The sequence below is a fragment of the Mesorhizobium sp. DCY119 genome (assembly GCF_003590645.1).
GTDB lineage: Bacteria > Pseudomonadota > Alphaproteobacteria > Rhizobiales > Rhizobiaceae > Mesorhizobium_M.
Genome location: NZ_CP031834.1, coordinates 198292 through 223189, shown reverse-complemented (window position 1 = coordinate 223189; position 24898 = coordinate 198292). Strand labels below are relative to the sequence as shown.

The following is a 24898-nucleotide window of genomic DNA, read 5'->3' as shown; positions in this document are numbered from 1 at the left end:
CCCCGTTTACGGGGAGAAGCTGGCCCGAAGGGCCGGATGAGAGGCAGCGCCCGCCTCAAAAATTCTTACTGCCCGCCCGCTGCCGGACCGAGCGTGATCAGCCCAACGGCCACGATCGCCAGCACGATCCCGCCGCTCTGAACAAGGCTCAATTTCTCGCCGAAAAACGCCAGCGCGATTACATTGACCGCGACAAGCTGGATCACGGCCGACAGGCTGAAGGCCGAAGCCATGCCGAATTCGCGTACCAGCCGCAGCATGATGAGATTGCCGAGCGAATAGAGCGCCAGCGTCAGCAGCAGCTTGGGAATGCTCGGTGCCAGCGCCCAGTATTTGGCGCCGGTTGCGGCGAGCAGGAAGATCACCGTCGAGGCGATGAGTTGGGCGAAGCCGGACAGGGACAATTCGTTCTCCATGGGCACATGGTCGCGCCCGAGGCTTGTCGCCCGGCATCCAGCCCCTTTTCGCGATCTCTCGGGCAAAGCTGGGGCTGCGTCAAGATGCTGGCGCGCCGCGGCCATGGGCCAGTGTCGTTCGCCATCTGTTGGACCAGCGTCTTGCCCTGCACGGGCGTCACCGATACCTCTTGGGCAATGCATCGGCTGTTGGGGTGGATTTTCACCGGCCCACGGACAGCCAGGTCACGAGAGGAAGACAAAAATGTCGGAACTGAAGACGGCGATCGTCACCGCAGGCGGTAGCGGCATGGGTGCGGATGCGGCGCGCAGGCTTGCCGAAGAAGGGTTTCAGGTCGCGATTCTCTCCTCGTCCGGCAAGGGCGAGGCGCTGGCCGAAAAGCTCGGCGGTATCGGCGTCACCGGCTCTAACCGCTCCAACGACGACCTCAAGCGGCTCGTCGACGCGACAGTCGAGAAATGGGGCCGCATCGACGCGGTCGTCAACAGCGCCGGCCACGGCCCGCGCGCGCCGATCCTTGAGATCACCGACGAGGACTGGCATCTCGGCATGGAAACCTACCTGCTCAACGCCGTGCGCATCGCCCGTCTGGTCACCCCGGTCATGCAGGCGCAGAAATCCGGCTCCATCGTCAACATCTCGACCTACGCTGCCTTCGAGCCCGAGGCGCTGTTCCCAACCTCCGGCGTGTTCCGCGCCGGGCTTGCCTCCTTTACCAAGCTTTTCGCCGACAAATATGCGGGCGAAAACATCCGCATGAACAACGTCCTGCCGGGTTTCATCGACAGCCTGCCCGAAGCCGGCGAGCGGCGCGAGCGCATCCCTATGGGCCGCTACGGTCGCGTCGAGGAAGTCTCGGAACTCATCGCCTTCCTGGCCAGCGACCGTTCCAGCTACATCACCGGCCAGAACATCCGGATTGATGGCGGGATAACGAAGTCGGTGTAGTACCCCCCTCTCCCCCGCGTTGCGGGGGCGAGGAACCCAAGTCCTGCAATGCTGCGACCTCGGTGAGTGCCGGTTCCTCGCCCCCATGAAATGGGGGAGAGGTGGCTCGGCGAAGCCGAGACGGAGAGGGGGTAACGCCTCAGGCGCGCCGCGACCGCGCCACCGCCTTCGCAATGCCTTCACCCTGTATCACCGCGTTGCGGAAGCAGCCGCGCAGGCTTGGACGCATGCCGGTGAACCACAGCCCCGGCCGGCCGGGTGCCGCCTGCGGGCCATTGAAGAGAGGCGTGCCGTTGCGGTCGAGCACGCCGAGCTTGCCGACCATCTCGTCCAGCCCGGTGCGATAGCCGGTGGCGGCGATCACCACGTCGGGGACGATCGTCCGTCCGTCGGCGAGCACCACGCCGTCCGCCGTGAATTCGCGCACGCCGGGCACGATCGTTATGCGCCCTTTCTTGATCTCCGCCATGGCTCCGTCGTCGGCGGCGATCGCCGTATAGTCGGAGCCAAGCCGGCTCACGCCGCCGGCTGCCGCTTTCGGCAGGCCGTATCTGGTCATGTCGCCGAACACCAGCCGCTGCGTCGCCGCAATCACCATGTCCGCCAGCTTCACCGGCAAAGCGGCGGTCAGGGGCGAAACCTTGTGCACCGCCACGCTGGCGATGCGCTTGGGCAGGACGGTCGGGCCGCTGCGTGCCGACAGCCAGAGCGGCCCGGTCTCGGCGCGAATCAGGTGGTTGAGCGCATCGAAGCCCGAATTGCCCGCGCCGATCACCAGCACGCTCTTGCCGGTATAGTCGGCCGCCTCGCCGAAATCGGCCGAATGGATCACCCTGCCGCCGTAATCCGCCAGCCCCTGCCACGCGGGAATGAAGGGTTTCCGGTCGCGCCCGGTAGCCACGATCACGTCGCGCGCATGGCGCACACCTTTGTCGGTCCTCACCGCCCAGGCATCGCCGTCGCGAAAAATCTCCTCGACCGAAATGCCGAATTCTATGGGAAGCTTCGCGCGCTCATTGAACGCGGTGAGGTGGTCGATCACCTCGACCCGGGAGGGAAATGCCGGCGTGCCGCGTGGAAATTTTATGCTGGGAAGATGGGACAGGTCGCGGTGCGTGTTCAGCCGCAGGTTCTTGTGCCGCCGCCGCCATGGCTCGCCGATTCGGTCTTCCTGCTCCAGAATCAGCGGGGAAAGCCCGGCCTTGGCCAGCGCATACGCTGCAGCCAGCCCGGCGGCTCCCGAGCCGATCACGATCACGTCCTCGATTTTTGTTGCAGTCATTCCTCATTCACCGGAAATCTGGTGTCCTTGGCGGGTGCAATCGGCAAGCCTTGTGGCGCAGCAGCGCAATTTGAGCAAGAGTGCGGTGGAACAAGCGGCTCGCATGTGGGTTTGAGATGCGGTAGGGGCACGTTGTTACGCTTAGCGACCAAGGACTGACGAATGCCCTCCCTGCGCAATAGGTTCGACGTTTTCATGGAGGGCAGGGCCGCCAAGGTGCCGACCCTCGATCTTGCGCTGGAAGATCGGCTGAGGTTGCTGTGCCGCCATGGCGATTTCTCGCTTGCCTATTCCACCGCGATCCAGAACGGACTCTCCTATTTCGGCGACGACAATGGCTATGTCGCCTTTGCCTCCAAAATGGGCGGGCATTTCGCGCTCGGCGATCCGGTGGCGGCGCCGGAGGATCGTGCAGATTACATCAGGCGGTTCGTCAAGGCGGCAGGCACGCCTTGGTTCGTCCAGGTCGGCGAAGACACCGCCCGCACGCTTTCCGGCCTTGGCTACCGCGTCAATCGCATGGGCATCGACACCAGGCTCGACCTTGCCAGGCATGATTTTTCCGGCTCGCGCAACGAGACGGTGCGCTATTCCGAGCGCTGGCTGTTCAAGAAGGGCTATTCGATCATCGAGGACGATGGCGGCGTCGCCTCGCTCGAGCATGTCAAGAAACTGTCGGCAGAGTGGCTGGCCGAGCGCATCGTCAAGCGCTGGGAAATGCGTTTTCTCAACCGTCCCTTCGACGCCGCTGCCGGCCAGGGCATGCGCCGCTTCACGCTCGTCGATCCCGAGGGGCAATCGGTGGCGCTGCTGGATTTCGACCCGCTGCATCGCGACGGCGAAGTCATCGGCTACACCACCTCCTTCAAGCGCAAGCTGGTCGGCACCACGCCGCACGCCGAAGTCGGCCTGACCAAGTTCGCCGTCGACCGCTTCCGTAAGGAAGGCCACAGCGTCGTCACCCTCGGCCTCTCGCCGCTCGCCGACATCAAGGCCAGCGGCTTTCCCGAAAGCGGCTTCTGGCGAACGATGTTCGCACGCGCCTATGATTCCAAGAGCGTCAACAGCCGCATCTTCAACCTGCAGGGCCAGGCCGCCTTCAAGCGCCGCTTCCATGGCGAGGAAGAGCCGACCTACATCGCCTTCAGGAAGGGTTCCGTCATGGAGATGACCGGCCTGCTGCGGCTGTGCAAGGCTGTCTAGGCGTCAGAGTCAGCGTTTCGTTCTTCTCCACCCCCACCCCTAGCCCCTCCCCGCAAGGGGGAGGGGAACTTTGCTGTGCGGCGACGACATCGTCCCCCTCCCCCTTGCGGGGAGGGGCCAGGGGTGGGGGTGTTTCAACTAAGGCTGCCCTGCACCCAGTGAAGCGCCGGCAGGCGATGCCTCTGCCGCCCTTGCCATATCCCCTACCGGGGGATATGGATATGGCATGAGCCATGTCAACGATCCCGAAATCCACAAGCGCTTGCGCCGCGCCGAAGGCCATCTTGCCACTGTCGTGAAGATGGTTGCCGAAGGCCGCGACGGCCTCGTCATCGCCCAGCAGATGCAGGCGGTGATCAAGGCGCTGGAAAAGACCAAGCAGCTCCTTATCATCGATCATATCGACCATCATCTCGGCGCCGGCGCCTCAGACCTGCCGGCCGAGATGAAGGACAAGCTGTCGGTCTTCCGCGAGATCACCAAATATCTGTGAGGATATGCCGATGAGCACCGCCTCGATCGAACGCTTCAAGCATGAGCACGTCTTCCTCGGCGAAGCCCATGATCGCAATGCGCGGCGCACTTTTGCGGTCATTGCCCTGACGGCTGCGATGATGGTCGGCGAAATCGTCGCCGGTTATCTCTACGGCTCGATGGCGCTGCTGGCCGACGGTTTCCATATGGCGACCCATGCCGGCGCACTGACCATCGCCGCCGTCGCCTATGCCTATGCCCGCCGCCATGCCCGCGACGAACGCTTTGCTTTCGGCACCGGCAAAATGGGCGAGCTCGCCGGATACACGAGTGCGGTGGTACTGGCCGTCGTCGCGCTGATGATCGGTTTTGAGTCTGCGCTGCGGCTGACCGCGCCTGTGCCGATCCGCTTCGACGAGGCGATCGCGGTGGCAGCCCTGGGTCTGCTCGTCAACATCGCCAGCGCCTGGCTGCTGCATGGTGGCGGCCACCACGATCACGGACATGATCACCACGACGCTCATGCGCACGACCACGACGAGGATCATCACCACCACCACGGCCATGACGATCACAATCTGCGCGCCGCCTATTTTCACGTCCTTGCTGACGCGCTGACTTCGGTCCTGGCCATTGCTGGCCTGCTCGCCGGCCGCTTCTACGGCTGGCTGTGGATGGACGCGCTGATGGGCATCGTCGGTGCCGTCGTCATCGCCCGCTGGTCCTGGAGCCTTCTGCGCGGTTCCGGCGCCGTGCTGCTCGACGCCCGCGCCGATGCATCGCTCGCCGGCAAGGTCCGCTCGCTGCTGGAACGCGACGGCGACCGCGTTGCCGATCTCCATCTGTGGCGGGTCGGGCCGGGTCACATGGCGCTGATCGTCTCGCTGGTCTCTGCCAAGCCGCAGGTGCCGGAGCGCTACAAGGCCCGGCTCGCCACCATGCCGGGCCTGTCGCATGTTACCGTTGAGGTGCATCCGGCATCGTTCGCCGGCTAACACATCTCCCGTTTTGCGCAGCGTCTCCTGCGACACTGCGCCTCTGCGCCATGCAGCCGCTTTGACGGCCTGCGCCGACAGGCCTATTCTCGGTTGCATAAGAAACAGCAGGAGCTTCCTTCATGGACCCGCTCATCCTGTCGCGCATACAGTTTGCTGCGAACATTTCGTTCCACATCCTGTTTCCGACAATCACCATCGCGCTCGGCTGGGTGCTGCTCTTCTTCAAGCTCCGCTACAATGCCACCTCCGACGCCGCCTGGATGCGCGCCTACTTCACCTGGGTGAAGGTTTTCGCGCTGTCCTTCGCGATCGGCGTCGTCTCGGGCGTCACCATGAGCTTCCAGTTCGGCACCAACTGGCCGGGCTACATGGAAAAGGTCGGCAACATCGCCGGCCCGCTGCTCGCCTATGAGGTGCTGACGGCCTTCTTCCTCGAGGCGGTGTTCCTCGGCATCATGCTGTTCGGCTTCCGCCGCGTTTCCAACAAGGTCCACACGGCGGCCACCTTCCTCGTCGCCTTCGGCACGACGATGTCGGCCTTCTGGATCCTGGCGCTGAATTCCTGGATGCAGACGCCCGCCGGTTTCGAGGTCCGCGACGGTGTCGCCTACGCCACCGACTGGTGGGCGATCGTCTTCAACCCGTCCTTCCCCTATCGGCTCATCCACATGCTGCTGGCCTCGGGGCTGACGGTGTCCTTCTTCATCGCCGGCCTGTCGGCGCTGCGCTATCTCGCCGGCGACCGCTCCGATTCGATGATGAAGGCGCTGCGCACCGGCGTCTACACCGCCGCGATCCTCATCCCGATCCAGATATTCGCCGGCGACCAGCACGGCCTCAACACGCTGGAGCACCAGCCGCAGAAGGTCGCGGCCATGGAAGCCAACTGGAACACCGGCCCCAATGTGCCGCTGGTTCTGTTCGCCATTCCCGATGAGGCGGCGAAGGAAAACAAATACGAAATCACCATACCCAACGGCGCCAGCCTCATCCTGCGCCACAGCGCTGATGGCGTCGTGCCGGGCCTGAATGATTATGTCGGCAACCATCCGCCGGTGCTGCCGGTGTTCTGGGGCTTCCGCATCATGGTCGGCACCGGTCTCGCCATGCTCGCCGTCTCCTGGGCCGCCTCATGGTATCTCCTGCGCCGCCGCGCGCTGCCTAGGCCGCTCGCCTATCTCATGGTGCCGATGACGCTGTCGGGCTGGCTGGCCACACTTGCCGGATGGTACACCACCGAGATCGGCCGCCAGCCATGGCTGGTCACCGGCATATTGCGCACCGACGAGGCACTGGGTGCGGTGCCCGGCAGCCATGTCGCCTTCACCCTTGCCATCTATCTGGCGCTCTATGCGGTGCTGATCGTCGTCTATCTCGGCACGCTGGTGCATCTGGCGCTGAAGGCTGCCAAGGACGGCGATGAATCGCCGCTGCCCGGCGTGCTCAACAGGCCGCTGTCGCAACCGGTTCACGGAACGGAGTGAGATCATGTCTAGCTTGGACTGGCCGGTAATCCTCCCCCTCATCTTCGCCGGGCTGATGGGTCTGTCGATCCTCATCTATGTCGTGCTCGACGGTTTCGACCTCGGCATCGGCATCCTCTTCGCCACCGCCGACGATCACGAGAAGGACACGATGATCGCGGCAATCGGCCCTTTCTGGGATGCCAACGAGACATGGCTGGTGCTGGCCGTCGGCCTGCTGCTGGTCGCGTTCCCGATGGCGCACGGCACCATCCTGACGGCGCTCTACATCCCCGTCTTCGTGCTACTGTTCGGCCTCATCCTGCGTGGCGTCGCCTTCGACTTCCGCGCCAAGGTGCCGGTTCATCGCAAGGGCCGCTGGAACAGGATCTTCTTTGCCGGTTCGCTCATCGCCTCGCTGGCGCAGGGCTATATGCTCGGCGTCTATGTGCTTGGCCTGGAGGAAGGGCTGGCGGCCTTCGCCTTCGGCGCTCTAGTCGCCGCCTGTCTTGCCGCTTCCTATGCGGCGATGGGCGCTGCCTGGCTGATCTACAAGACCGAGGGCGAGTTGCAGAAACGGGCGGTGCGCTGGCTGCGCTATGCGCTTTTGTTCACCGCGCTCGGCATGGCCGTCATTTCCGCCGCAACGCCGCTGGCCTCGCCGCGCATCTTCGCAAAATGGTTCTCGATGCCCGACTTCCTGTTGCTGGCGCCGCTGCCGCTGGTGACGCTCGGCCTGTTTGGCGCGCTGTGGTGGCTGTGCGGCCACCTGCCGGACGAGAAGGACCGCTTCAGCCTCGCCCCGTTCATAACGCTGGCCGCAGTCTTCGCGCTCGGCTTCGTCGGTCTGGCCTATTCCTTCTACCCCTATGTCGTGCCCGACAAGCTGACGATCTGGCAGGCGGCATCCGCCACCGAAAGCCTCGCCATCATCCTCGCCGGCACGCTGGTCGTGCTGCCGGTCATCATCGGCTACTCGATCTTTGCCTACCGCGTTTTCGGCGGCAAGGCGTCGGACCTGACCTATGATTGACAAGTGATCCGCCACGCTTGTTAACCCCCGCTGCCCCTGCTAAATGCGCGGCCATGACCACACCTTTGTCCCACATCCGCAATTTCTCCATCGTCGCCCATATCGACCATGGCAAATCCACGCTGGCCGACCGGCTGATCCAGTCCACCGGCGGGCTGGAGCTGCGCGACATGAAGGAGCAGGTGCTGGACTCGATGGATATCGAGCGCGAGCGCGGCATCACCATCAAGGCCCAGACCGTGCGCCTCAACTACCGCGCCAACAATGGCCAGGATTACATCCTCAACCTCATCGACACGCCCGGCCATGTCGACTTCGCCTACGAAGTGTCGCGCTCGCTGTCGGCCTGCGAGGGTTCGCTGCTGGTCGTCGACGCCTCGCAAGGCGTCGAGGCGCAGACGCTGGCCAATGTCTACCAGGCCATCGACAACAACCACGAGATCGTCGTGGTGCTGAACAAGATCGACCTGCCCGCCGCCGAGCCCGAGCGCATCAAGGAGCAGGTCGAGGAGGTCATCGGCATCGACGCCAGCCAGGCCGTCTACATCTCGGCCAAGACCGGCCTCGGCATTCCTGATGTGCTGGAGGCCATCGTCAACCAGCTGCCGCCGCCGCGCGAGGGCGACATCGACGCGCCGCTGAAGGCGATGCTGGTCGACAGCTGGTACGACACCTATCTCGGCGTCATCGTTTTGGTGCGCATCATCGACGGCAAGCTCAAGAAGGGCCAGACCATCCGCATGATGGAGACCGGCGCAAAATATCTGGTCGAGCGCACCGGTGTCTTCACGCCCAAGATGATCCAGGTCGACGAGCTCGGCCCCGGCGAGTTCGGCTTCATCACCGGCTCGATCAAGGAAGTGGCCGACACCCGCGTCGGCGACACCATCACCGAGGACCGCCGCCAGACCGCACACGCGCTGCCCGGCTTCAAGCCGGCCCAGCCGGTGGTGTTCTGCGGCCTGTTCCCGGTCGACGCCGCCGACTTCGAGGATCTGCGCGCCGCCATGGGCAAGCTGCGCCTCAACGACGCCAGCTTCTCCTTCGAGATGGAAACCAGCGCCGCACTCGGCTTCGGCTTCCGCTGCGGCTTCCTCGGCCTGCTGCATCTCGAAATCATCCAGGAGCGGCTGGAGCGCGAGTTCAACCTCGACCTCATCGCCACAGCCCCCAGCGTCGTCTACCGCATGGTCATGAACGACGGCACGATGAAGGAGCTGCACAACCCCGCCGACATGCCCGACGTGGTCAAGATCGCCCATATCGAGGAGCCGTGGATACGCGCCACCATCCTCACCCCCGACGACTATCTCGGCGGCATCCTGAAGCTCTGCCAGGACAGGCGCGGCGTGCAGGCCGATCTCAGCTATGTCGGCAAGCGCGCCATGCTGGTCTACGACCTGCCGCTCAACGAGGTGGTGTTCGATTTCTACGACCGGCTGAAGTCGATCTCCAAGGGCTATGCCAGCTTCGACTACCACCTCACCGACTACAAGGAAGGCGATCTGGTCAAGATGTCGATCCTGGTCAATGAGGAGCCGGTGGACGCGCTGTCGATGCTGGTCCACCGCACGGCAGCCGAAAAGCGCGGCCGCGTCATGGTCGAGAAGCTGAAGGAGCTGATCCCGCAGCACATGTTCAAGATCCCGATCCAGGCCGCCATCGGCGGCAAGGTCATCGCCCGCGAAACGCTCTCGGCGCTGCGCAAGGACGTGACCGCCAAATGCTACGGCGGCGACGTCACCCGCAAGCGCAAGCTGCTTGAAAAGCAGAAAGAGGGCAAGAAGCGCATGCGCCAGTTCGGCAAGGTCGATATCCCGCAGGAAGCGTTTATTCAGGCGCTGAAGATGGGGGACAACTAGCACCTCTTTCCTTGTGAATTCGGCATAGTGATCGCGTTGGGCGAGCTATTTAGATGCAGAATATCGGGGATGCGCGCTGTCGGCCCTCCACAGAGTGAAGCACAACTCTTTGCAAGAAGGGTTGAAAAATTATATTCCTACATCTCAGTGAGTTGACCGTGAGAACTGGGCAGCGCAAAAATACCCTTTTGGCAACTAACTGAGGTGCCTTTGTGGCCGGACTGCCAATGGCAGAAGAACGCAACAACTTCCAGACGGCTCTGGATGTGTTTGAATATGTTCTGAGTAAAAAGAACTATCCTACATCGGCCTCTGAGATAGCTGAAACCATCCGCAATGATCCGAGCCTGAGGGATTGGCTACGCGGAAAAACTCCGAGTAAAACCGTTCAGGCTCGCCTCTCTGTTGACATTCTCGAGGCGCGAGGAGGGTCTCGTTTTTTTCGATTTGCGCCTGCAGTATACGGCCTAAAACATAAACTTGACGCTGGCGAGTATCCGGCTCGCTATAGCCAAAAGTATTTGTTTTGGCGTCGACGCCGTCGGGAGCTTTCACATTCTTATACCGCTTGCGTGTCAACAGGCGGCACAGCCTTATGGACCAGGCGTGGGTTCCTCTCGAGCGAACACTTTCCACTGGCCTTGCTTAGGCATCTGGATATTCGGTTGGTGGAGAAGAATACGCCTACGAACGATTGGCCCCAAGGCATCAAGAGGCTTAGGTACTACTATTGCTTTCGACATCGAGATCAAGTTGTCCGCTATCGAAGGTCGGAATTTGATATGCGGCATGAAGGGCGTTCGGGCAATCGCGCTATTGGATTTGATGGCTGGGTTACTGAAAACCATATCTCGATGTTTTCGCGAGTTGGATATGACGTAAGCGCATCTATATTTGCGGATGCGAATACAATTTTCGGATCGGAAGGTAATATCGAAATCGATGTGGATTTTCTTGGTTTCATAAATGATGATTCTGACAAAAGGAACCGAGGTATAATTGCTCTGGTTTTTGTAGCGAATCTTTCTAAGTATTTTGATTTCGACGATATTAAAGGTGCAAGAGATTTAGAGTGGGTAACGCTTCATTCGCACTCTAACAATTATCATAGTCTTGAGAACTGGTCTAAATACTTATTTATGGCGCTTTGTCAGATGAAGGTGTCTTCGTGACGGCAAGGAACATATTCTTACATTTTGCGAATCGGGAACTTAATAAATCAACATCGCAAACCATAAATTCGCGGCGGCACAACGAACTTTTTAGAATCGCGGCGACGCTGTCGTCAGGATACCTTTGTGCGCCATTCTCGCAGGTTCATGAGCAATACAACAATATTCCCGCGATTCAACGCCTTGTTAGTACGCTTTGTGCTGAGAATAAGCTTTTACTGCATAACGAGGCGCGAGATGCTTATCAGTTTAAGAGTAGTCGTGTAGCGCTATACGGAGCGGTGAAAGAAAAATATTCATTTTATTTTAGCGGGTCGCCGTTAACGCACGAGCAAGACTATCGGAGACTTCCGGGGCTTTCGCCGACGAATAAAATTAAGTCAGTTCTATCCGACGCTGTGGTGGGGCGCGGTTCCTCAAACTTGTTGTCTTCAGTAGAGGTAGAAAGAATACGACGTCAGGGAGAATTTATACGTAAGACATTGGACTCTACCGACATTGCGGCGACCTTCTCTGTTTATCAAGAGCATCCAATAGAACCAAAGCCTGCGGAAGTAATATTTTTGGGTGAAATATCCTCAAGAATATATGTTAGACATCATGCGGAATACTCAGATTCTGTAGTGATGACGGGTGTATATAATGATCCATTTTTAGAAGATATGGATCATTATCCACTGTTTGATATTGCAGTCCACGGCCAGCTTATGGATACGCTTGGGGCAGGCGCGCTGATAAACAATCACGAAGATGCATTGTTGTTGTGCTCCCTGATCGGTGACCGTCATTTTGTTGATTTTTGTGACGCGCGTGAGGCGTTCGTAGATGCGATACATAAGTCTCTTCTACGTTCAAGCAGGTGTGATGCCTATCCAAGTCACAGTATAACAACGCTTATCAAGAAGGTTGGTGCAAGCTTTGGAAGTCAAATATCTAGAATTGACTTAGGAAACGCGGCAGCAATGTACTCAGGGATCGCTCGTTTGGCAGAATTGGCGAAGGAGAAGATCCAATATTTCTCAGAAGAGTACGAGAGAGGAGAATCGTTGGAGAGATCTTTGAGAGAAAAAGTAGTTATTCATATTGCAACAGATTTAGAGGAGGAGGTTGTTAGAGAGCTTATACCGGCAAGAGGGTGGACATATTTGGAAACAAGGTCTTCTGGAAAGGTATCTTATAATCGTTATATATCTAGTGGGAATCCGGAGTTATTACTGGTTCGATCGTCGGCTGGGACAAGTACATCGAACGGTTCTCTTGTAACCATGCAATCTATTCTAAGTAATATTACCCCAATAAAGGTTATATCCGTTGGAATTTGCTTTGGATATGACCCTTCCAAGCAAAAAGCAGGAGATATCGTCGTCTCTGAGCGAGTTGCACACTATGAGTCTTCCAGGATTAATTTGGATGGAACGACAACTTATAGGGGAGATAAGATTCCGGCATGCTCTGAAGTAGTATCTCGTGCCAGAAGCCTACGAGTTGTTCCTAGAGATTGTACGATACACGTCGGGCCGACAGTGAGCGGAGACAAGCTAATTGATAATCCAGAATTTCGAGATTCATTGCTCGATTTTGAGGACAAGGCGATTGCGGGTGACATGGAAGCCGCAGGACTGGCGGTTGTTTGTGTACAGGCTGGGGTGGGGTTCTCGATGATCAAAGGGATTGCGGATTTTGGTGAAAAGAAAGACAAGAAATCTCAGAGAAGGGCAGCGGAGAACGCAATTAGTTTCGCGTTGGAAATTGTTGCTGCCGGTTTCAAGTGAGACTTTTTTCAACGTATAAGATTATTCGCCCAGGGGCCTTATTACTGCTACCGCCATTCAGCCGCTTATCGCCCACTTTATGAACCTCCTCCCCATCCTCCTAGCGCTTATCCTCCTCTCCGCCTGCGCCTCACCCCGCCCGGCACCTCCGGCCGAGGTGCAGCCGACGGTCGAGCCTTTGCCGCCGGAGATAAAGCCTTTGACGCAGGAGCAGGAAGAAGAGATCGGGCAGTAGCCCGAAGCTCGCGGGGGCGGGGATAAAAATCCCCCTCATTTGCGATTTCCAGCACCTGGCCTGCGCTTTGCTCCCGGCCAAGCCCTTGAAATCCTTGAGCCCTCCCTCACGGCGAGAGAAAAAGCGCCGCATTATTTCAAAAATCTTTATCCCCACCCAAGACACCGCTCGCATAATGGCGGCTGCTCCTCCTGCGGGAAGGCCGGTCGCGACGGCGGTCTGTGGGGAGGGGCCGGCGCTTCCGGTTCTCCGCAAACGTAGCGGCGGGCCCGGGGAGGTTCCGTCCGAGGGTTCCCCTGCGGGTATTACGGCCCGCGCGTGCTGGACGAGCACATAGGACCCGTTTGCCGAAAGGTTGGCGGGGAGCAGCGGAACGGGCGGGAACAGAAATCGCCGGACGGGCGGTCGCGAGATCGCACTAAAACCTTAGATGAGCGATCCCGCGACCGCCCGTCTTCCCGACCTTCCATTCAAAACTCGGCCGCGCGGCGCGAGAGCGCTTTCGCGCGGCTGCATCCCGCTTTCACCCCGAAGGGAGACAAAAGACATGGCAGACGAAAGGGAAAAACCGCGCGCGCTCCATGGACAGCCAACGCCGCCGATCGACCGCTATGCGGTCAAGCATGAATATGTGCCGCGTGACTGGAGCCGTTACGATGTCACCGATGTCTACGAATATTTTCCGTTCCGGCCGGACGAAGTCGGCCCGCGTTTCAGGATACCGCACCATAAGCGCGACCCGGACCAGACGGACAAGCAGTATGAGGCCTCGCGGCGCTCGACCGAGCGGCATTTTCGTGCGCTCGGCGTCTATCTCTACATGTCGCAGAAAGCTGCGACGTATCGCGGCCATTTTCGCGATTGCAAGGTCCGCGCCTGCCGGCGCGCCGGCAAATGCATCTCGCGGCGGCTGGAGGATGACTGGACGATCTTTCCCGGCCCGATGATGCCGCCCTGCTGCGACCGCAAGGACCGCACCGAGCCGGTGCGCGAGATGATCCGGGAAATCACCCCGAAGATCCTGGCCTTGCAGCGGCGCGAGGCGGAGGAGAAGGCGAAGGCCGGCGGATCGGCGGCAGGCAAGGCGAAAGGCTGAGGCCGGCGTCGTGGCGTAAGAGGAGGTCGCGCCAGCGGCTTTCGCGGGCGGGGTCGATGGGCTAAACGGCAGGTGAATTAACGCTTGCCGGATAGCCCGCTCCATGAATGCCACGCCCGCGCCGTCTCCCTTGTTTCTCGGTATCGACACCGGCGGCACCTACACCGACGCCGTGTTGTGGTCCGAGACGGGGGGGCCAAGGGGTGTGGTCCACGCCAAGGCCAAGTCGCTGACCACGCGGCACGATCTGGCGGTCGGCATTTCCGGCGCGGTCGATGCGGTGCTGGCGCAGGCAAGCGCCGACCCGGCCGCGATAAAGCTGGTGTCGATGTCGACCACGCTCGCCACCAACGCGCTGGTCGAGGGGCAGGGCGGGCGTGTGGCCCTGGTCATGATCGGCTTTTCCGAGGCCGATCTCGCCCGCGACGGGCTAAAGATGGCACTCGGCACCGACCCGGTCGTCTTCTGCGGCGGCGGCCACGACGTCCACGGCAACGCCAGGCCGCTGGAACTCGGCGCGCTGGAGGAAGCGCTGCCGGAACTGGCGAAATCGGTGTCGGGCTTTGCCGTCTGCGCCTATTTCGCCACCCGCAACCCGGCCCACGAGATCGCCGCCCGCGACCTCATCCGCGAAAAGACCGGCCTGCCCGTCACCGCCAGCCACGAGCTTTCGGCCAAGCTAGGCGGCCCGCGCCGGGCGCTGACGACCCTGCTCAACGCCCGCCTGATCTCGATGATCGACCGGCTGGTCGCCGCCACCGAAGGCTTTCTCGCCGCGCGCGGGATAAAAGCGCCGCTGATGGTCGTGCGCGGCGATGGAGCTTTGGTCTCGGCCGCCTTCGCCCGCGCCCGCCCGATCGAGACGATCCTGTCGGGACCGGCAGCAAGCCTCGTCGGCGCCCGCCACATGACCGGGCTCGACAATGCGGTCGTGTCGGACATTGGCGGCACCACGACCGACGTTGCCGTGCTCGACAACGGCCGTCCCAGGCTCGATCCGGAAGGCGCCACCGTTGGCGGCTTTCGCACCATGGTCGAGGCTGTCGCTATGCGGACTTTCGGTCTCGGCGGCGATTCCGAGGTCGCGCTGGAAGACGGCGCGCTCAACCCGCGCATCCTGCTCGGCCCCCGCCGCGTCGTGCCGCTAGCGCTCGCCGGCATGGCGCATGGCGAGGCGGTTCTCGGCCAGCTCGAACGCCAGCTGCGCGCGGCCAATCCGGGCCGCATGGATGCGCGTTTCGCGGTCCGCACCGGCGTGCCGGAGCGCCTCGCTGCAGGCCTGACGCCTCCTGAAGCGAAGCTCTACGAGGGCATAGGTCCGGTGCCTTTGCCCCTGGATGGCCTGCTGACCTCGAATGCGCAGAACGCAACCTTGAACCGGCTGGTATCGCGCGGGCTTGTTCACATTGTCGGCTTTACACCGTCTGATGCCGCCCATGTGCTTGGCCGGCAGGGCAACTGGGATGCGAAGGCTGCGCGGCTGGGCGCAGAACTTTTCGCCCGCAAGCGCGACGGTCGCGGCCAGTCGATCGCTAGCTCGCCCGAAGCGATTGCCGAGCGCGTGCTTCTGACGCTCACCCGCAACTCCGCCGAGGTGATCCTCGAAACCGCCTTCGCCGAAGACGGGCTTGATGGTGCGGCGACCGTGGCACATGCGTTGGTGCAGCGTGCCGTCGATGCGCATCCCGGCATCGCCCGCTTCACCGTGGCGCTCGACCGGCCTGTCATTGGCCTCGGCGCCTCCGCGCCGCTGCATTATGCCGGCCTGCCGCCGCTCGTCGGCAATGAATGCGTCGTGCCGGAAGACACCGACGTCGCCAATGCGCTCGGCGCGGTGGTCGGGCAGGTGCGCGTTTCGGTCGAGGCGCGCGTCAGCCAGCCCAAGGAAGGGCTTTTCCGGGTGACGTCAGGCGATCAGGTGCGCGATTTCCTGAGTGAGGACGATGCCGTCCTGGCGGCCGAAACCGACATCAGGGCAATAGCAGCCGGCAGGGCGAAGGATGCCGGCACAGACGCTGCCGAAATCGAGATTATCCGCGAGTTCCGCACCTCCACGGTGGAAGGCCAGCGCATGTTCATCGAGGCGCAGATCATGGCCGTTGCCACCGGGCGGCCCCGCATCGCCGTTTGAGCGAAAAACCTTTTTCCCCGTGCATGATTCCGGCTTTATTTTTCGAGGAAGCCGGCTTGTGAAACTTAGGGTGAATTGACCCTGTCACCCCGACATGGTCAAAGGCCGCAAATTGTGGTTCCAAGGCTTGGGTGTCTGGAGAAAAATATGAACGAAATGTTGGACGTGTCGGGGCTGCGGATTGCGCGTGAGCTTCATGATTTCGTGGAGCGGGAAGCGCTGCCGGGCACTGGTGTCGACCCTGCGGCTTTCTGGGCCGGTGTTTCGGCGATCGTCCACGATCTGGCGCCGAAGAACAGGGCACTTCTGGCGAAGCGCGACGATATCCAGGAACGGATCGACGCTTGGTACCGCGACAATGGCGCGCCGGTCGATATGGGCGCCTATCAGGCCTTCCTGAAGGAGATCGGCTATCTCGTGCCGGAAGGCCCGGCCTTTCAGGTGTCGACGGAAAATGTCGACCCCGAGATCGCGGTGGTCGCCGGCCCTCAGTTGGTCGTGCCGGTGATGAATGCGCGCTATGCGCTCAACGCCGCCAATGCACGCTGGGGTTCGCTCTATGATGCACTCTACGGCACCGATGCCATTCCGGAAGCGGATGGCGCCGAGAAGGGCAAGGGCTACAATCCGGTTCGCGGTGCAAAGGTCATTGCCTGGGGCAGGGCGTTCCTCGACGCCTCCGTGCCGCTCAAGACGGGTTCGTGGACGGATGCCGGCGCTCTTGCCGTCAAGGACGGGAAACTCGCCGTCGGAACGGGCGAGCTTGCCGATCCGGCGCAGTTTGCCGGCTATCGCGGCGATGCTGGTGCACCGTCGGCCGTCCTGCTGAGGCAGAACGGCCTGCACATTGAGATCGTCATCAACCGCGATAGCCAGATCGGCAAGACCGATGCTGCCGGCATTGCCGACCTCGTTTTGGAATCGGCGCTGACGACGATCCAGGATTGCGAAGACTCCGTTGCCGCCGTCGATGCCGAGGACAAGGTCGTCGTCTACCGCAACTGGCTTGGCCTGATGAAGGGCGACCTTGCCGAGGAAATCGAAAAGGGCGGCAAGACCTTTACCCGCAAGCTCAACCCCGACCGCACCTACACCGCCCCTGATGGCGGCGACGTCACGCTGCCCGGCCGCTCGCTGATGCTGGTGCGCAATGTCGGCCACCTCATGACCAATCCGGCCATTCTCGATCGCGACGGCAATGAGGTGCCGGAAGGCATTATGGACGCGGCGATCACGGCCCTCATCGCGATCCACGATGTCGGCCCAAGCGGTGCGCGGAAAAATTCGCGCGCCGGCTCGATGTATGTGGTCAAGCCGAAGATGCACGGGCCGGAAGAGGTTGCCTTCGCCGTCGAGCTCTTCGACCGGGTCGAGGCGTTGCTCGGCATGAAGCGCAATACCATCAAGATGGGCATCATGGATGAGGAACGCCGCACGACGGTGAACCTCAAGGAATGCATTCGCGCCGCGAAAGAACGCGTCGTCTTCATCAACACCGGCTTCCTCGACCGCACCGGCGACGAGATTCATACCTCGATGGAAGCCGGCCCGATGATCCGCAAGGGCGACATGAAGCAGGCGCCGTGGATTTCCGCCTATGAAGCGTGGAATGTCGACACCGGGCTTGAATGCGGCCTTTCCGGCCATGCCCAGATCGGCAAGGGCATGTGGGCCATGCCCGATCTGATGGCGGCGATGCTGGAACAGAAGATCGCCCATCCCAAGGCCGGCGCCAACACCGCCTGGGTGCCGTCTCCGACGGCTGCGACGCTGCATGCCACGCACTACCACAAGGTCAATGTGCAGGAGGTCCAGGCCGGCCTGAAGAACCGGGCAAAGGCCAGGCTCGACGATATTTTGTCGGTGCCGGTCGCGGTGCGCCCGAACTGGACGCCGGAGGAAGTCCAGCACGAACTCGACAACAACGCTCAGGGCATTCTCGGCTATGTCGTGCGCTGGATCGACCAGGGCGTCGGCTGCTCGAAGGTGCCTGATATCAACGATGTCGGCCTGATGGAAGACCGCGCCACGCTGCGCATTTCCTCCCAGCACATCGCCAACTGGCTGCATCACGGCGTCTGCACCGACACGCAGGTGATGGAAACCATGAAGCGCATGGCCGGCATCGTCGATCGCCAGAATGCGGCCGACCCGCTCTATCGCCCGATGGCGCCGGACTTCGAAAACTCCATCGCCTTCCTCGCCGCCTGCGACCTGGTGTTTCAAGGCCGCGCCCAGCCCAACGGCTACACCGAGCCGGTCCTGCATGCGCGCCGGCTCGAGCTCAAGGCGCGGGACCGGGCGGGCAATTAATTTGACCATTGCGCTTGCCCACCCCCCTCTGCCCTGCCGGACGCCCTGGCCCGAGCCGCGGGTCTCGGTCCGTCCTTTGGACCCCTCTCAAGGGGGGAGATTGGTCGGCTGCTTGACCTTCGCCAATCGGAGGCGTGACGGAGCGAGCGGGGCGGCCAAGCGGCTGATCTCCCCCCTTGAGGGAGAGATGCCCGGCAGGGCAGAGGGGGTGGTCGTAGCAGAGCTCGTCACTTCTCGATATGGTCCGGCTTTCAGGACGCCAGCGTCCAATGAACATCCTCGCCATAGACTGCTCCGCCAGCCTGTGCGCCGTCTGCGTCTGCGACGCTGACGCGGGCATGGAACTTGGCCGCAAGGTGCTCGATCTCGGCAAGGGACATGCCGAGCACCTGATGGCGGTGATCGATGAGGCACTGAATGCCGCCAACATTGCATTTCCCGACCTTGGCAGGGTCGCCGTTTCCATCGGCCCGGGCTCGTTCACCGGGGTGCGCGTTGGCGTGTCGGCGGTGCGCGGGCTTGCATTGGCGCTCAACATCCCGGCGGTCGGCGTGACGACCTTGGAAGCGCTTGCTGCCGAGACGCGTGATAAGCTCGGTCCCCGCAATGTGCTTGCCGCTCTTGATGGCGGGCGCGGCGAAATCCAGGCGGCGGTCTATGACGAGGCCGGTGCAGTGCTCTTTGCGCCCGCCGTGATCGATTTGAACCGTGCGACGGAACTGGCGGCGCAGTTTTCGCCGGCGCTCGCGGGCACGGCAGCGCAGATGATTGCATCGGCAATGCCGTCGCACGAATTCAGCCTTGGCCCGCTGGTGACAACCGCCGATATTGCCGTCTATGCGCGGCTCGCCGCGGCAAAGGAACCGGGCGAGAAACCAAAGCCGCTCTATCTGCGCGAGCCGGACGCCAAGCCACAGGCGGGTTTTATTCTCCCGAGGAGCAGTTGATGCGCATACCTTTCCTGCATTCGCGCTCGCGTGACTATTCGCTGGAGCCGCTTGCGGGCAAGGATGCCGACGCCGTTGCCCTTATTCATCACGAGGATTTCGTCCGTCCCTGGAGCGGCGGCGAATTTGCCGATCTTCTGTCGCAAAATACGGTCTTCGGCTTCGCGGCGCGCGAAGTCGGCCGGGGCAAGGCACCGCCCGTCGGCTTTGTGCTGGCGCGGCTTGTCGCTGGCGAGGGCGAAATCCTGACCGTGGCCGTTGCCCGCACACACCGCCGGCAGGGGCTGGGCTGGCGGCTGATGGACGCGGTGCTGCGCGAACTCCACGGCCAGCGCGCTGATGCGCTGTTCCTCGAGGTCGACGAAATGAATGTCGCGGCGATCGCGCTCTATCGCCGGCTCGGCTTCATCCAGGTCGGCAAGCGCCCTGGTTACTACAAGACCGGGGATGCCGGCACATCCAGCGCGCTCGTCATGCGCCGCGACCTTCGTTAGCCGTCACATGCAGGCTGATGAGGGAAGATTTGGAGCAGTAATCGGCTGGATCCGCACAGGTCTTGCGCTTCTCCTCGTCGCCGTCAGCACTGCTATTTTGGTGCCGTTGCAGTTGTTCGCCAGAAAGACCGGGCTTTGGCGCGAGCATGTCATCCTGCGCCTGTGGCACAAGATTATCCTGTCCGCGCTCGGCATTCGGGTCCATGCACATGGCGAGATGTCGCAAAAGCGCCCGCTGCTGGTAGCGTCGAACCACATTTCCTGGACCGACATCATGGCGCTGGGATCGTTCAACGACGTTGCCTTCATTGCCAAGTCGGACATGGCCGGCTGGCCGCTGATCGGCGGGCTGTCGCGCCTGCAGCGCACGGTCTTCATCGAGCGCGAACAGCGGCGCAAGTCCGGCGAGCAGGCGAGCGAGATCGCCAGCCGCATGGCCGCCGGCGACGCCATGGTGCTGTTTGCCGAAGGCAGCACCGGCGACGGCAATCTGCTGTTGCCGTTCAAGAGCACGCTGTTCGGCGCGGCTGAAATGGCGCTTCGTGACAGCGGTGTCGACAAGGTTTTCATTCAGCCGGTGGCGATCGCCTATACGCGCCTTCACGGCTTGCCGATGGGGCGTCAGCATCGCACGATTGCGGCGTGGATCGGCGACATGGATCTGGTGCCGCATATGAAGGAATTGCTTGCCGAAGGCGGCATCGATGTCGAGATTCATTTCGGCGAGCCGCTGGAGTTTTCGGCCGGCACCAGCCGCAAGGAGACAGCCCGAAAGGTCGAGAAGCAGGTGCACGCGATGATGCAGGCGGCACTGCGCAATCCGCGCGGCGGATCGTGAACAAGAATCGTCTGTTTTTTGACACCGAAAAGCGCTAGAAGCCGCCCAATGGAACTGAACGAGATTTCTAAGGACAAGGTGGACGTTTCGACCGGCCCGGCCAAGAAGGTCTTCCTCAAGACCTATGGCTGCCAGATGAACGTCTACGATTCGCAGCGCATGTCCGATGCGCTGGCCGCCGACGGCTATGTCGCGACCGACGCCATCGACGATGCCGATCTGGTGCTGCTCAACACCTGCCATATCCGCGAGAAGGCCGCCGAAAAGGTTTATTCCGAGCTTGGCCGCATGCGCGATATGAAGGCCGAGCGGGCAAAGGCCGGTCGCGAGATGGTTATCGGCGTTGCCGGTTGCGTCGCGCAGGCCGAGGGCCGCGAGATCATCCGCCGCTCGCCGGCCGTCGATCTGGTCATCGGCCCGCAGACCTATCATCGCCTGCCTGAGGCGCTGAGGAAGGTTCGCGGCGGGGAGAAGGTCGTCGAGACCGACTATGCGCTGGAAGACAAGTTCGACCACCTGCCGCAGCCGAAGCGCGCCGACGTCATCAGCCGTGGCGTCACGGCATTCCTGACTGTGCAGGAAGGCTGCGACAAGTTCTGCACCTTCTGCGTGGTGCCCTATACGCGCGGCTCCGAAGTGTCGCGCTCCGTTGCGCAGATCATTGCCGAGGCCGAAAAGCTGGCCGAGGCCGGCGTGCGCGAGGTGACGCTGCTCGGCCAGAATGTGAACGCCTGGCACGGCATCGGGCCTGACGGCAGCGAATGGGGTCTTGGCCGCCTGCTGTTCCGGCTGGCCGAGATTCCGGGGCTGGCGCGGCTGCGCTACACCACCAGCCACCCGCGCGACATGGACGACGAGCTGATCGCCGCCCATCGCGATCTGCCGTCGCTGATGCCCTACCTGCATCTCCCGGTTCAGTCCGGTTCGGACCGCATCCTCAAAGCGATGAACCGCAAGCATACGGCGGCGGATTATCTGCGGCTCATCGAGCGCATCAGGACTGTGCGCCCGGACATTGCCATGTCGGGTGACTTTATCGTCGGCTTTCCCGGCGAGACGGATGCCGATTTCGAGGCGACGATGGAACTGGTGCGGGCGGTCGACTATGCGCTGGCCTTTTCGTTCAAATATTCGCCGCGTCCCGGCACGCCGGGCGCTGATATGAAGAACCATGTCGCTGAAAACGTTAAGGACGAACGGCTCCAGCGCCTGCAGGCGCTCCTGCTCGATCAGCAGCGCGCATTCGGCACCAGCCTCGTCAGCAAGACGGTCGAAGTGCTGATCGAGAAGCCCGGCAGGCAGGCCGGACAGATCGTCGGTCGATCACCTTGGCTGCAGCCCGTTATTCTTGATGAAACTGCCGGCGAAATCGGTGACATTATCAGGGCACGAATCACTGGAACGGGCCATGCCAGCCTGTTCGCCGAACGAGCCTGACGGCTTCGGCAGATGAGGAGAGACGTTTGAACGCCACGACTGACCTGAAGAACGTGCCCTCCGGGGCCTCGGACATGGCGCACATCGTACTGACCTTCGACAACAACAAGCTGGCCAGCGCGCTGTACGGGCAATTCGACGAGAATCTGGCCCGGCTGGAGCAGAAGCTCGGCGTCGATATCAATTCGCGCGGCAACCAGCTGCAGATCAAGGGAAGCGCCACCGCAGCCGAGCAGGCGCGCCGGGCGCTCGATCATTTGTACGGCATCCTGCAGAAGGGCGGCGAGATCGCCCAGTCGGATGTCGATGGCGCCGTCAGGATGGCGATCGCCGCCGACGACCAGCTGACGCTGCCGACGCTGGAGCGCAAGGGCAAGGTTGCCGCCGCACAGATCGCCACGCGCAAGCGCACGATCTATGCCCGCACGCTCAACCAGGATGCCTATATGCGCGCGCTGGAGCGCTCGGAGCTTGTCTTCGGCATCGGCCCCGCCGGCACCGGCAAGACCTATCTGGCGGTTGCGCATGCCGCCATGCTGCTCGAACGCGGCATGGTCGAGCGCATCATCCTGTCGCGGCCGGCCGTGGAGGCCGGCGAACGGCTCGGCTTCCTGCCGGGCGACATGAAGGAAAAGGTCGATCCCTACCTGCGCCCGCTCTATGACGCGCTCTACGACATGATGCCGGCCGACAAGGTCGAGCGCGCTATCGCTGCCGAGGTCATCGAGATCGCGCCGCTGGCCTTCATGCGTGGCCGCACGCTGGCGCACGCAGCCGTCATTCTCGACGAGGCCCAGAACACGACCTCGATGCAGATGAAGATGTTCCTGACGCGTCTCGGCGAGAATTCGCGCATGATCATTACCGGCGACCCGACGCAGATCGATCTGCCGCCGAACACCAAGTCCGGCCTGGTCGAGGCGCTTCGCATTCTCGACGGGGTTCCAGGCGCGGTCACGGTGCGTTTCAACGACGCCGACGTGGTCAGGCATCCGCTGGTTGCCGAAATCGTCCGCGCCTATGATCGCGACGGCAAGATCGCGCAGGGCCTGGGCTCGTCGGAAAGCTGATAGGCCAGATTTTCGCGATGAAAAAAGCTGCCGCGCGTGGCACTGAGACGCTTCCTGTCGAGATCGATGTCATGATCGAGGCCGGCGACTGGCCGGCGCAGGCCGAGCTGGAGGGGCTGGCTCGCAATGCTGTGGCCGCCGCCCTTGCCGAGACGGGCGATACGGCACCCGACGGCACCGAACTCAGCCTGGTCTTTGCCGACGACACCCAAATCCGGACGTTGAATGCCCAATGGCGCGACAAGGATAAGCCGACCAACGTCCTGTCGTTCCCGGCATTCCCGTTCGCGCGGGGCGCGCCGCTTCCGCCCTTGCTTGGCGACATAATCCTTGCTGCCGAGACCGTCGCGCGGGAAGCAGAACTGGAAGCCAAGCCGCTCGATCATCATATTACCCATCTCGTGATCCATGGCTTCCTGCACCTGCTGGGTTATGATCACGAGACCGACGCAGAGGCTGAAGAAATGGAGGCTGTGGAGCGCCGTGCGCTCGCAAGGCTTGCCATTCCCGATCCCTACGCGTAACAGGAAGTGACAACCAACCGGACGATGATGAACGAGAACCCAGAGACTGCCGCCAAGACTGATGCCGGCAGCGGCCAAGCGGCCAACGAAAACACCGAAGACGGTCCTAGTCACAGTTCGGCGTCTTCCGGTGCGGCGACCGAACCTTCCCATGAACGGCCTTCGCTGTTGGAGCGTCTTGCCGGCCTGTTCCGGTCGCGCAACGGGTCGAGCCTCCGCGATGATCTGACGGACGCTCTCGCCGAGAGCACGACGGATGCCGAATCGTTCTCGCCCGGCGAACGGGCGATGCTCAACAACATCCTGCGCCTGCGCGAAGTGCGCGTCGAAGATGTGATGATCCCCCGCGCCGATGTCGAAGCGGTGGAGATCACCACGACGCTCGGCGATCTCATGGCGGTGTTCGAGCAGTCCGGCCATTCCCGTATGCCGGTCTATTCCGAAACGCTCGATGATCCGCGCGGCATGGTGCACATCCGTGATGTTCTCGCACACATAACGAAGCTCGCACGAACCAAGAAAGGCCGGCAGTCGAAAAAGCCGGTGGTCGGCGGCGTGGCGCTGGATTTCGCCAATGTCGACCTGACTCGCACGATTGGCGATCTCAATCTTATCCGAACCGTGCTTTTCGTACCGCCCTCGATGCTTGCGTCCGACCTGATGGCACGCATGCAGGCGGCGCGCACGCAGATGGCGTTGGTTATCGACGAATATGGCGGTACCGACGGTCTGGTATCGCTCGAAGACATCGTGGAGATGGTCGTCGGTGACATCGAAGACGAGCACGATGATGATGAGCCGCTGATCACCCAGACCGGCGACGGCGTTTTCGTGGTCGATGCAAAGGCCGAGATCGACGATGTCGCCAAGATGATCGGCGAGGATTTCGCCGCCGGCGAACATGGCGAATATGTCGACACGATCGGCGGTATGATCTTCAACACGCTCGGCCGCGTGCCGGCGCGGGGCGAAGTCGTGCAGGCCATTCCCGGCTTCGAATTCCATGTGCTCGATGCCGATCCGCGGCGCGTGAAGCGGGTGCGTATCGTCGAAACGCAAAAAAGCGAACGCCGCCGCCGTTCAGCGCGGGCCGAGCAGGCTTGATCGCCGGCGTTTGGAACGATCAGCGCATGCTGATAAACCTTGTCGCGTGATTCTCTAGCAGCGGACCGAAAGGTGGTATCCGGCT

General features: G+C 61.9%; 21 protein-coding genes. 19 read left to right on the top strand and 2 right to left on the bottom strand.

The features are described 5' to 3' along the window. Positions 1–65: 65 nt before the first annotated feature. Complete coding sequence (locus DZG07_RS01080) at positions 66–404, bottom strand: hypothetical protein (RefSeq protein ID WP_119821276.1); 339 nt, start codon at positions 402–404, stop codon at positions 66–68. Between the two features lie 256 nt (positions 405–660). Here DZG07_RS01080 and DZG07_RS01075 point away from each other — a divergent pair, with 256 nt between their 5' ends. Next, on the top strand, positions 661–1365 hold the full coding sequence (locus DZG07_RS01075) for an SDR family oxidoreductase (protein WP_091911276.1): 705 nt from the start codon (positions 661–663) through the stop codon (positions 1363–1365). Positions 1366–1504: 139 nt separating this feature from the next. Here DZG07_RS01075 and DZG07_RS01070 read toward each other — a convergent pair whose 3' ends face one another. Continuing rightward, entirely contained in the window at positions 1505–2647 is a 1143-nt protein-coding gene (locus DZG07_RS01070; protein ID WP_119813643.1) for an NAD(P)/FAD-dependent oxidoreductase, read from the bottom strand. Between the two features lie 162 nt (positions 2648–2809). Here DZG07_RS01070 and DZG07_RS01065 point away from each other — a divergent pair, with 162 nt between their 5' ends. The 18 genes from DZG07_RS01065 to DZG07_RS00970 all read left to right on the top strand — a co-directional run bounded on the left by DZG07_RS01065 (position 2810) and on the right by DZG07_RS00970 (position 24813). Beyond that, positions 2810–3850: a phosphatidylglycerol lysyltransferase domain-containing protein gene (locus DZG07_RS01065; protein ID WP_119813641.1), complete on the top strand. Its 1041-nt coding sequence runs from the start codon at positions 2810–2812 to the stop codon at positions 3848–3850. A 226-nt stretch (positions 3851–4076) separates the two neighbouring features. Further along, positions 4077–4343 carry a metal-sensing transcriptional repressor gene (locus DZG07_RS01060; RefSeq protein ID WP_091911269.1) on the top strand — a complete coding sequence of 89 codons (267 nt, stop codon included), beginning with the start codon at positions 4077–4079 and terminating at the stop codon, positions 4341–4343. Between the two features lie 10 nt (positions 4344–4353). Beyond that, entirely contained in the window at positions 4354–5319 is a 966-nt protein-coding gene (gene dmeF, locus DZG07_RS01055; protein WP_162931528.1) for a CDF family Co(II)/Ni(II) efflux transporter DmeF, read from the top strand. A 122-nt stretch (positions 5320–5441) separates the two neighbouring features. Continuing rightward, the gene (locus DZG07_RS01050; RefSeq protein WP_091911265.1) at positions 5442–6806 is read left to right on the top strand and encodes a cytochrome ubiquinol oxidase subunit I; all 1365 of its coding nucleotides are present in this window, start codon (positions 5442–5444) and stop codon (positions 6804–6806) included. A gap of 4 nt (positions 6807–6810) precedes the next feature. Further along, positions 6811–7818 carry a cytochrome d ubiquinol oxidase subunit II gene (locus DZG07_RS01045; RefSeq protein ID WP_119813637.1) on the top strand — a complete coding sequence of 336 codons (1008 nt, stop codon included), beginning with the start codon at positions 6811–6813 and terminating at the stop codon, positions 7816–7818. Between the two features lie 53 nt (positions 7819–7871). After that, positions 7872–9680, top strand: coding sequence for a translation elongation factor 4 (lepA, locus tag DZG07_RS01040; protein WP_119813635.1), 1809 nt, complete (start codon positions 7872–7874; stop codon positions 9678–9680). A gap of 227 nt (positions 9681–9907) precedes the next feature. After that, positions 9908–10852: a winged helix-turn-helix domain-containing protein gene (locus DZG07_RS01035; RefSeq protein ID WP_119813633.1), complete on the top strand. Its 945-nt coding sequence runs from the start codon at positions 9908–9910 to the stop codon at positions 10850–10852. Then, the gene (locus DZG07_RS23685; protein ID WP_133304708.1) at positions 10849–12624 is read left to right on the top strand and encodes a hypothetical protein; all 1776 of its coding nucleotides are present in this window, start codon (positions 10849–10851) and stop codon (positions 12622–12624) included. Before DZG07_RS01035 ends, DZG07_RS23685 begins: the two co-directional genes overlap by 4 nt. 782 nt (positions 12625–13406) lie before the next feature. Then, positions 13407–13955, top strand: a complete 549-nt coding sequence (locus DZG07_RS01020; RefSeq protein WP_119813627.1) for a hypothetical protein — start codon at positions 13407–13409, stop codon at positions 13953–13955. A 103-nt stretch (positions 13956–14058) separates the two neighbouring features. Beyond that, positions 14059–16086, top strand: coding sequence for a hydantoinase/oxoprolinase family protein (locus DZG07_RS01015; RefSeq protein WP_119813625.1), 2028 nt, complete (start codon positions 14059–14061; stop codon positions 16084–16086). Positions 16087–16233: 147 nt separating this feature from the next. After that, positions 16234–18399 carry a malate synthase G gene (locus DZG07_RS01010; RefSeq protein ID WP_119813623.1) on the top strand — a complete coding sequence of 722 codons (2166 nt, stop codon included), beginning with the start codon at positions 16234–16236 and terminating at the stop codon, positions 18397–18399. Between the two features lie 269 nt (positions 18400–18668). Continuing rightward, positions 18669–19346 carry a tRNA (adenosine(37)-N6)-threonylcarbamoyltransferase complex dimerization subunit type 1 TsaB gene (tsaB, locus tag DZG07_RS01000; protein ID WP_119813622.1) on the top strand — a complete coding sequence of 226 codons (678 nt, stop codon included), beginning with the start codon at positions 18669–18671 and terminating at the stop codon, positions 19344–19346. Beyond that, positions 19346–19840: a GNAT family N-acetyltransferase gene (locus DZG07_RS00995; RefSeq protein ID WP_119813620.1), complete on the top strand. Its 495-nt coding sequence runs from the start codon at positions 19346–19348 to the stop codon at positions 19838–19840. The genes tsaB and DZG07_RS00995 overlap by 1 nt, the downstream gene beginning before the upstream one ends. Before the next feature lie 7 nt (positions 19841–19847). Then, positions 19848–20678 carry a 1-acyl-sn-glycerol-3-phosphate acyltransferase gene (locus tag DZG07_RS00990; protein ID WP_119813618.1) on the top strand — a complete coding sequence of 277 codons (831 nt, stop codon included), beginning with the start codon at positions 19848–19850 and terminating at the stop codon, positions 20676–20678. Positions 20679–20726: 48 nt separating this feature from the next. Then, positions 20727–22115, top strand: coding sequence for a tRNA (N6-isopentenyl adenosine(37)-C2)-methylthiotransferase MiaB (gene miaB, locus DZG07_RS00985; protein WP_119813616.1), 1389 nt, complete (start codon positions 20727–20729; stop codon positions 22113–22115). Between the two features lie 74 nt (positions 22116–22189). Then, positions 22190–23185, top strand: coding sequence for a PhoH family protein (locus DZG07_RS00980; RefSeq protein WP_091911722.1), 996 nt, complete (start codon positions 22190–22192; stop codon positions 23183–23185). Between the two features lie 17 nt (positions 23186–23202). Further along, on the top strand, positions 23203–23709 hold the full coding sequence (ybeY, locus tag DZG07_RS00975) for an rRNA maturation RNase YbeY (RefSeq protein ID WP_119813614.1): 507 nt from the start codon (positions 23203–23205) through the stop codon (positions 23707–23709). Between the two features lie 27 nt (positions 23710–23736). Further along, positions 23737–24813, top strand: coding sequence for a hemolysin family protein (locus DZG07_RS00970; RefSeq protein WP_091911720.1), 1077 nt, complete (start codon positions 23737–23739; stop codon positions 24811–24813). Positions 24814–24898: the final 85 nt, after the last annotated feature.

Coding starts and splice junctions, on each gene's coding strand:
- DZG07_RS01060 (WP_091911269.1), top strand. CDS start 4,077: ATGAGCCATGTCAACGATCCCGAAATCCACAAGCGCTTGCGCCGCGCC.
- DZG07_RS01050 (WP_091911265.1), top strand. CDS start 5,442: ATGGACCCGCTCATCCTGTCGCGCATACAGTTTGCTGCGAACATTTCG.
- DZG07_RS01015 (WP_119813625.1), top strand. CDS start 14,059: ATGAATGCCACGCCCGCGCCGTCTCCCTTGTTTCTCGGTATCGACACC.
- DZG07_RS01010 (WP_119813623.1), top strand. CDS start 16,234: ATGAACGAAATGTTGGACGTGTCGGGGCTGCGGATTGCGCGTGAGCTT.
- DZG07_RS01065 (WP_119813641.1), top strand. CDS start 2,810: ATGCCCTCCCTGCGCAATAGGTTCGACGTTTTCATGGAGGGCAGGGCC.
- DZG07_RS00990 (WP_119813618.1), top strand. CDS start 19,848: ATGCAGGCTGATGAGGGAAGATTTGGAGCAGTAATCGGCTGGATCCGC.
- DZG07_RS01075 (WP_091911276.1), top strand. CDS start 661: ATGTCGGAACTGAAGACGGCGATCGTCACCGCAGGCGGTAGCGGCATG.
- DZG07_RS00995 (WP_119813620.1), top strand. CDS start 19,346: ATGCGCATACCTTTCCTGCATTCGCGCTCGCGTGACTATTCGCTGGAG.
- lepA (WP_119813635.1), top strand. CDS start 7,872: ATGACCACACCTTTGTCCCACATCCGCAATTTCTCCATCGTCGCCCAT.
- dmeF (WP_162931528.1), top strand. CDS start 4,354: ATGAGCACCGCCTCGATCGAACGCTTCAAGCATGAGCACGTCTTCCTC.
- DZG07_RS01035 (WP_119813633.1), top strand. CDS start 9,908: ATGGCAGAAGAACGCAACAACTTCCAGACGGCTCTGGATGTGTTTGAA.
- tsaB (WP_119813622.1), top strand. CDS start 18,669: ATGAACATCCTCGCCATAGACTGCTCCGCCAGCCTGTGCGCCGTCTGC.
- miaB (WP_119813616.1), top strand. CDS start 20,727: ATGGAACTGAACGAGATTTCTAAGGACAAGGTGGACGTTTCGACCGGC.
- DZG07_RS01070 (WP_119813643.1), bottom strand. CDS start 2,647: ATGACTGCAACAAAAATCGAGGACGTGATCGTGATCGGCTCGGGAGCC.
- DZG07_RS00970 (WP_091911720.1), top strand. CDS start 23,737: ATGAACGAGAACCCAGAGACTGCCGCCAAGACTGATGCCGGCAGCGGC.
- DZG07_RS01045 (WP_119813637.1), top strand. CDS start 6,811: ATGTCTAGCTTGGACTGGCCGGTAATCCTCCCCCTCATCTTCGCCGGG.
- DZG07_RS00980 (WP_091911722.1), top strand. CDS start 22,190: ATGGCGCACATCGTACTGACCTTCGACAACAACAAGCTGGCCAGCGCG.
- DZG07_RS01020 (WP_119813627.1), top strand. CDS start 13,407: ATGGCAGACGAAAGGGAAAAACCGCGCGCGCTCCATGGACAGCCAACG.
- ybeY (WP_119813614.1), top strand. CDS start 23,203: ATGAAAAAAGCTGCCGCGCGTGGCACTGAGACGCTTCCTGTCGAGATC.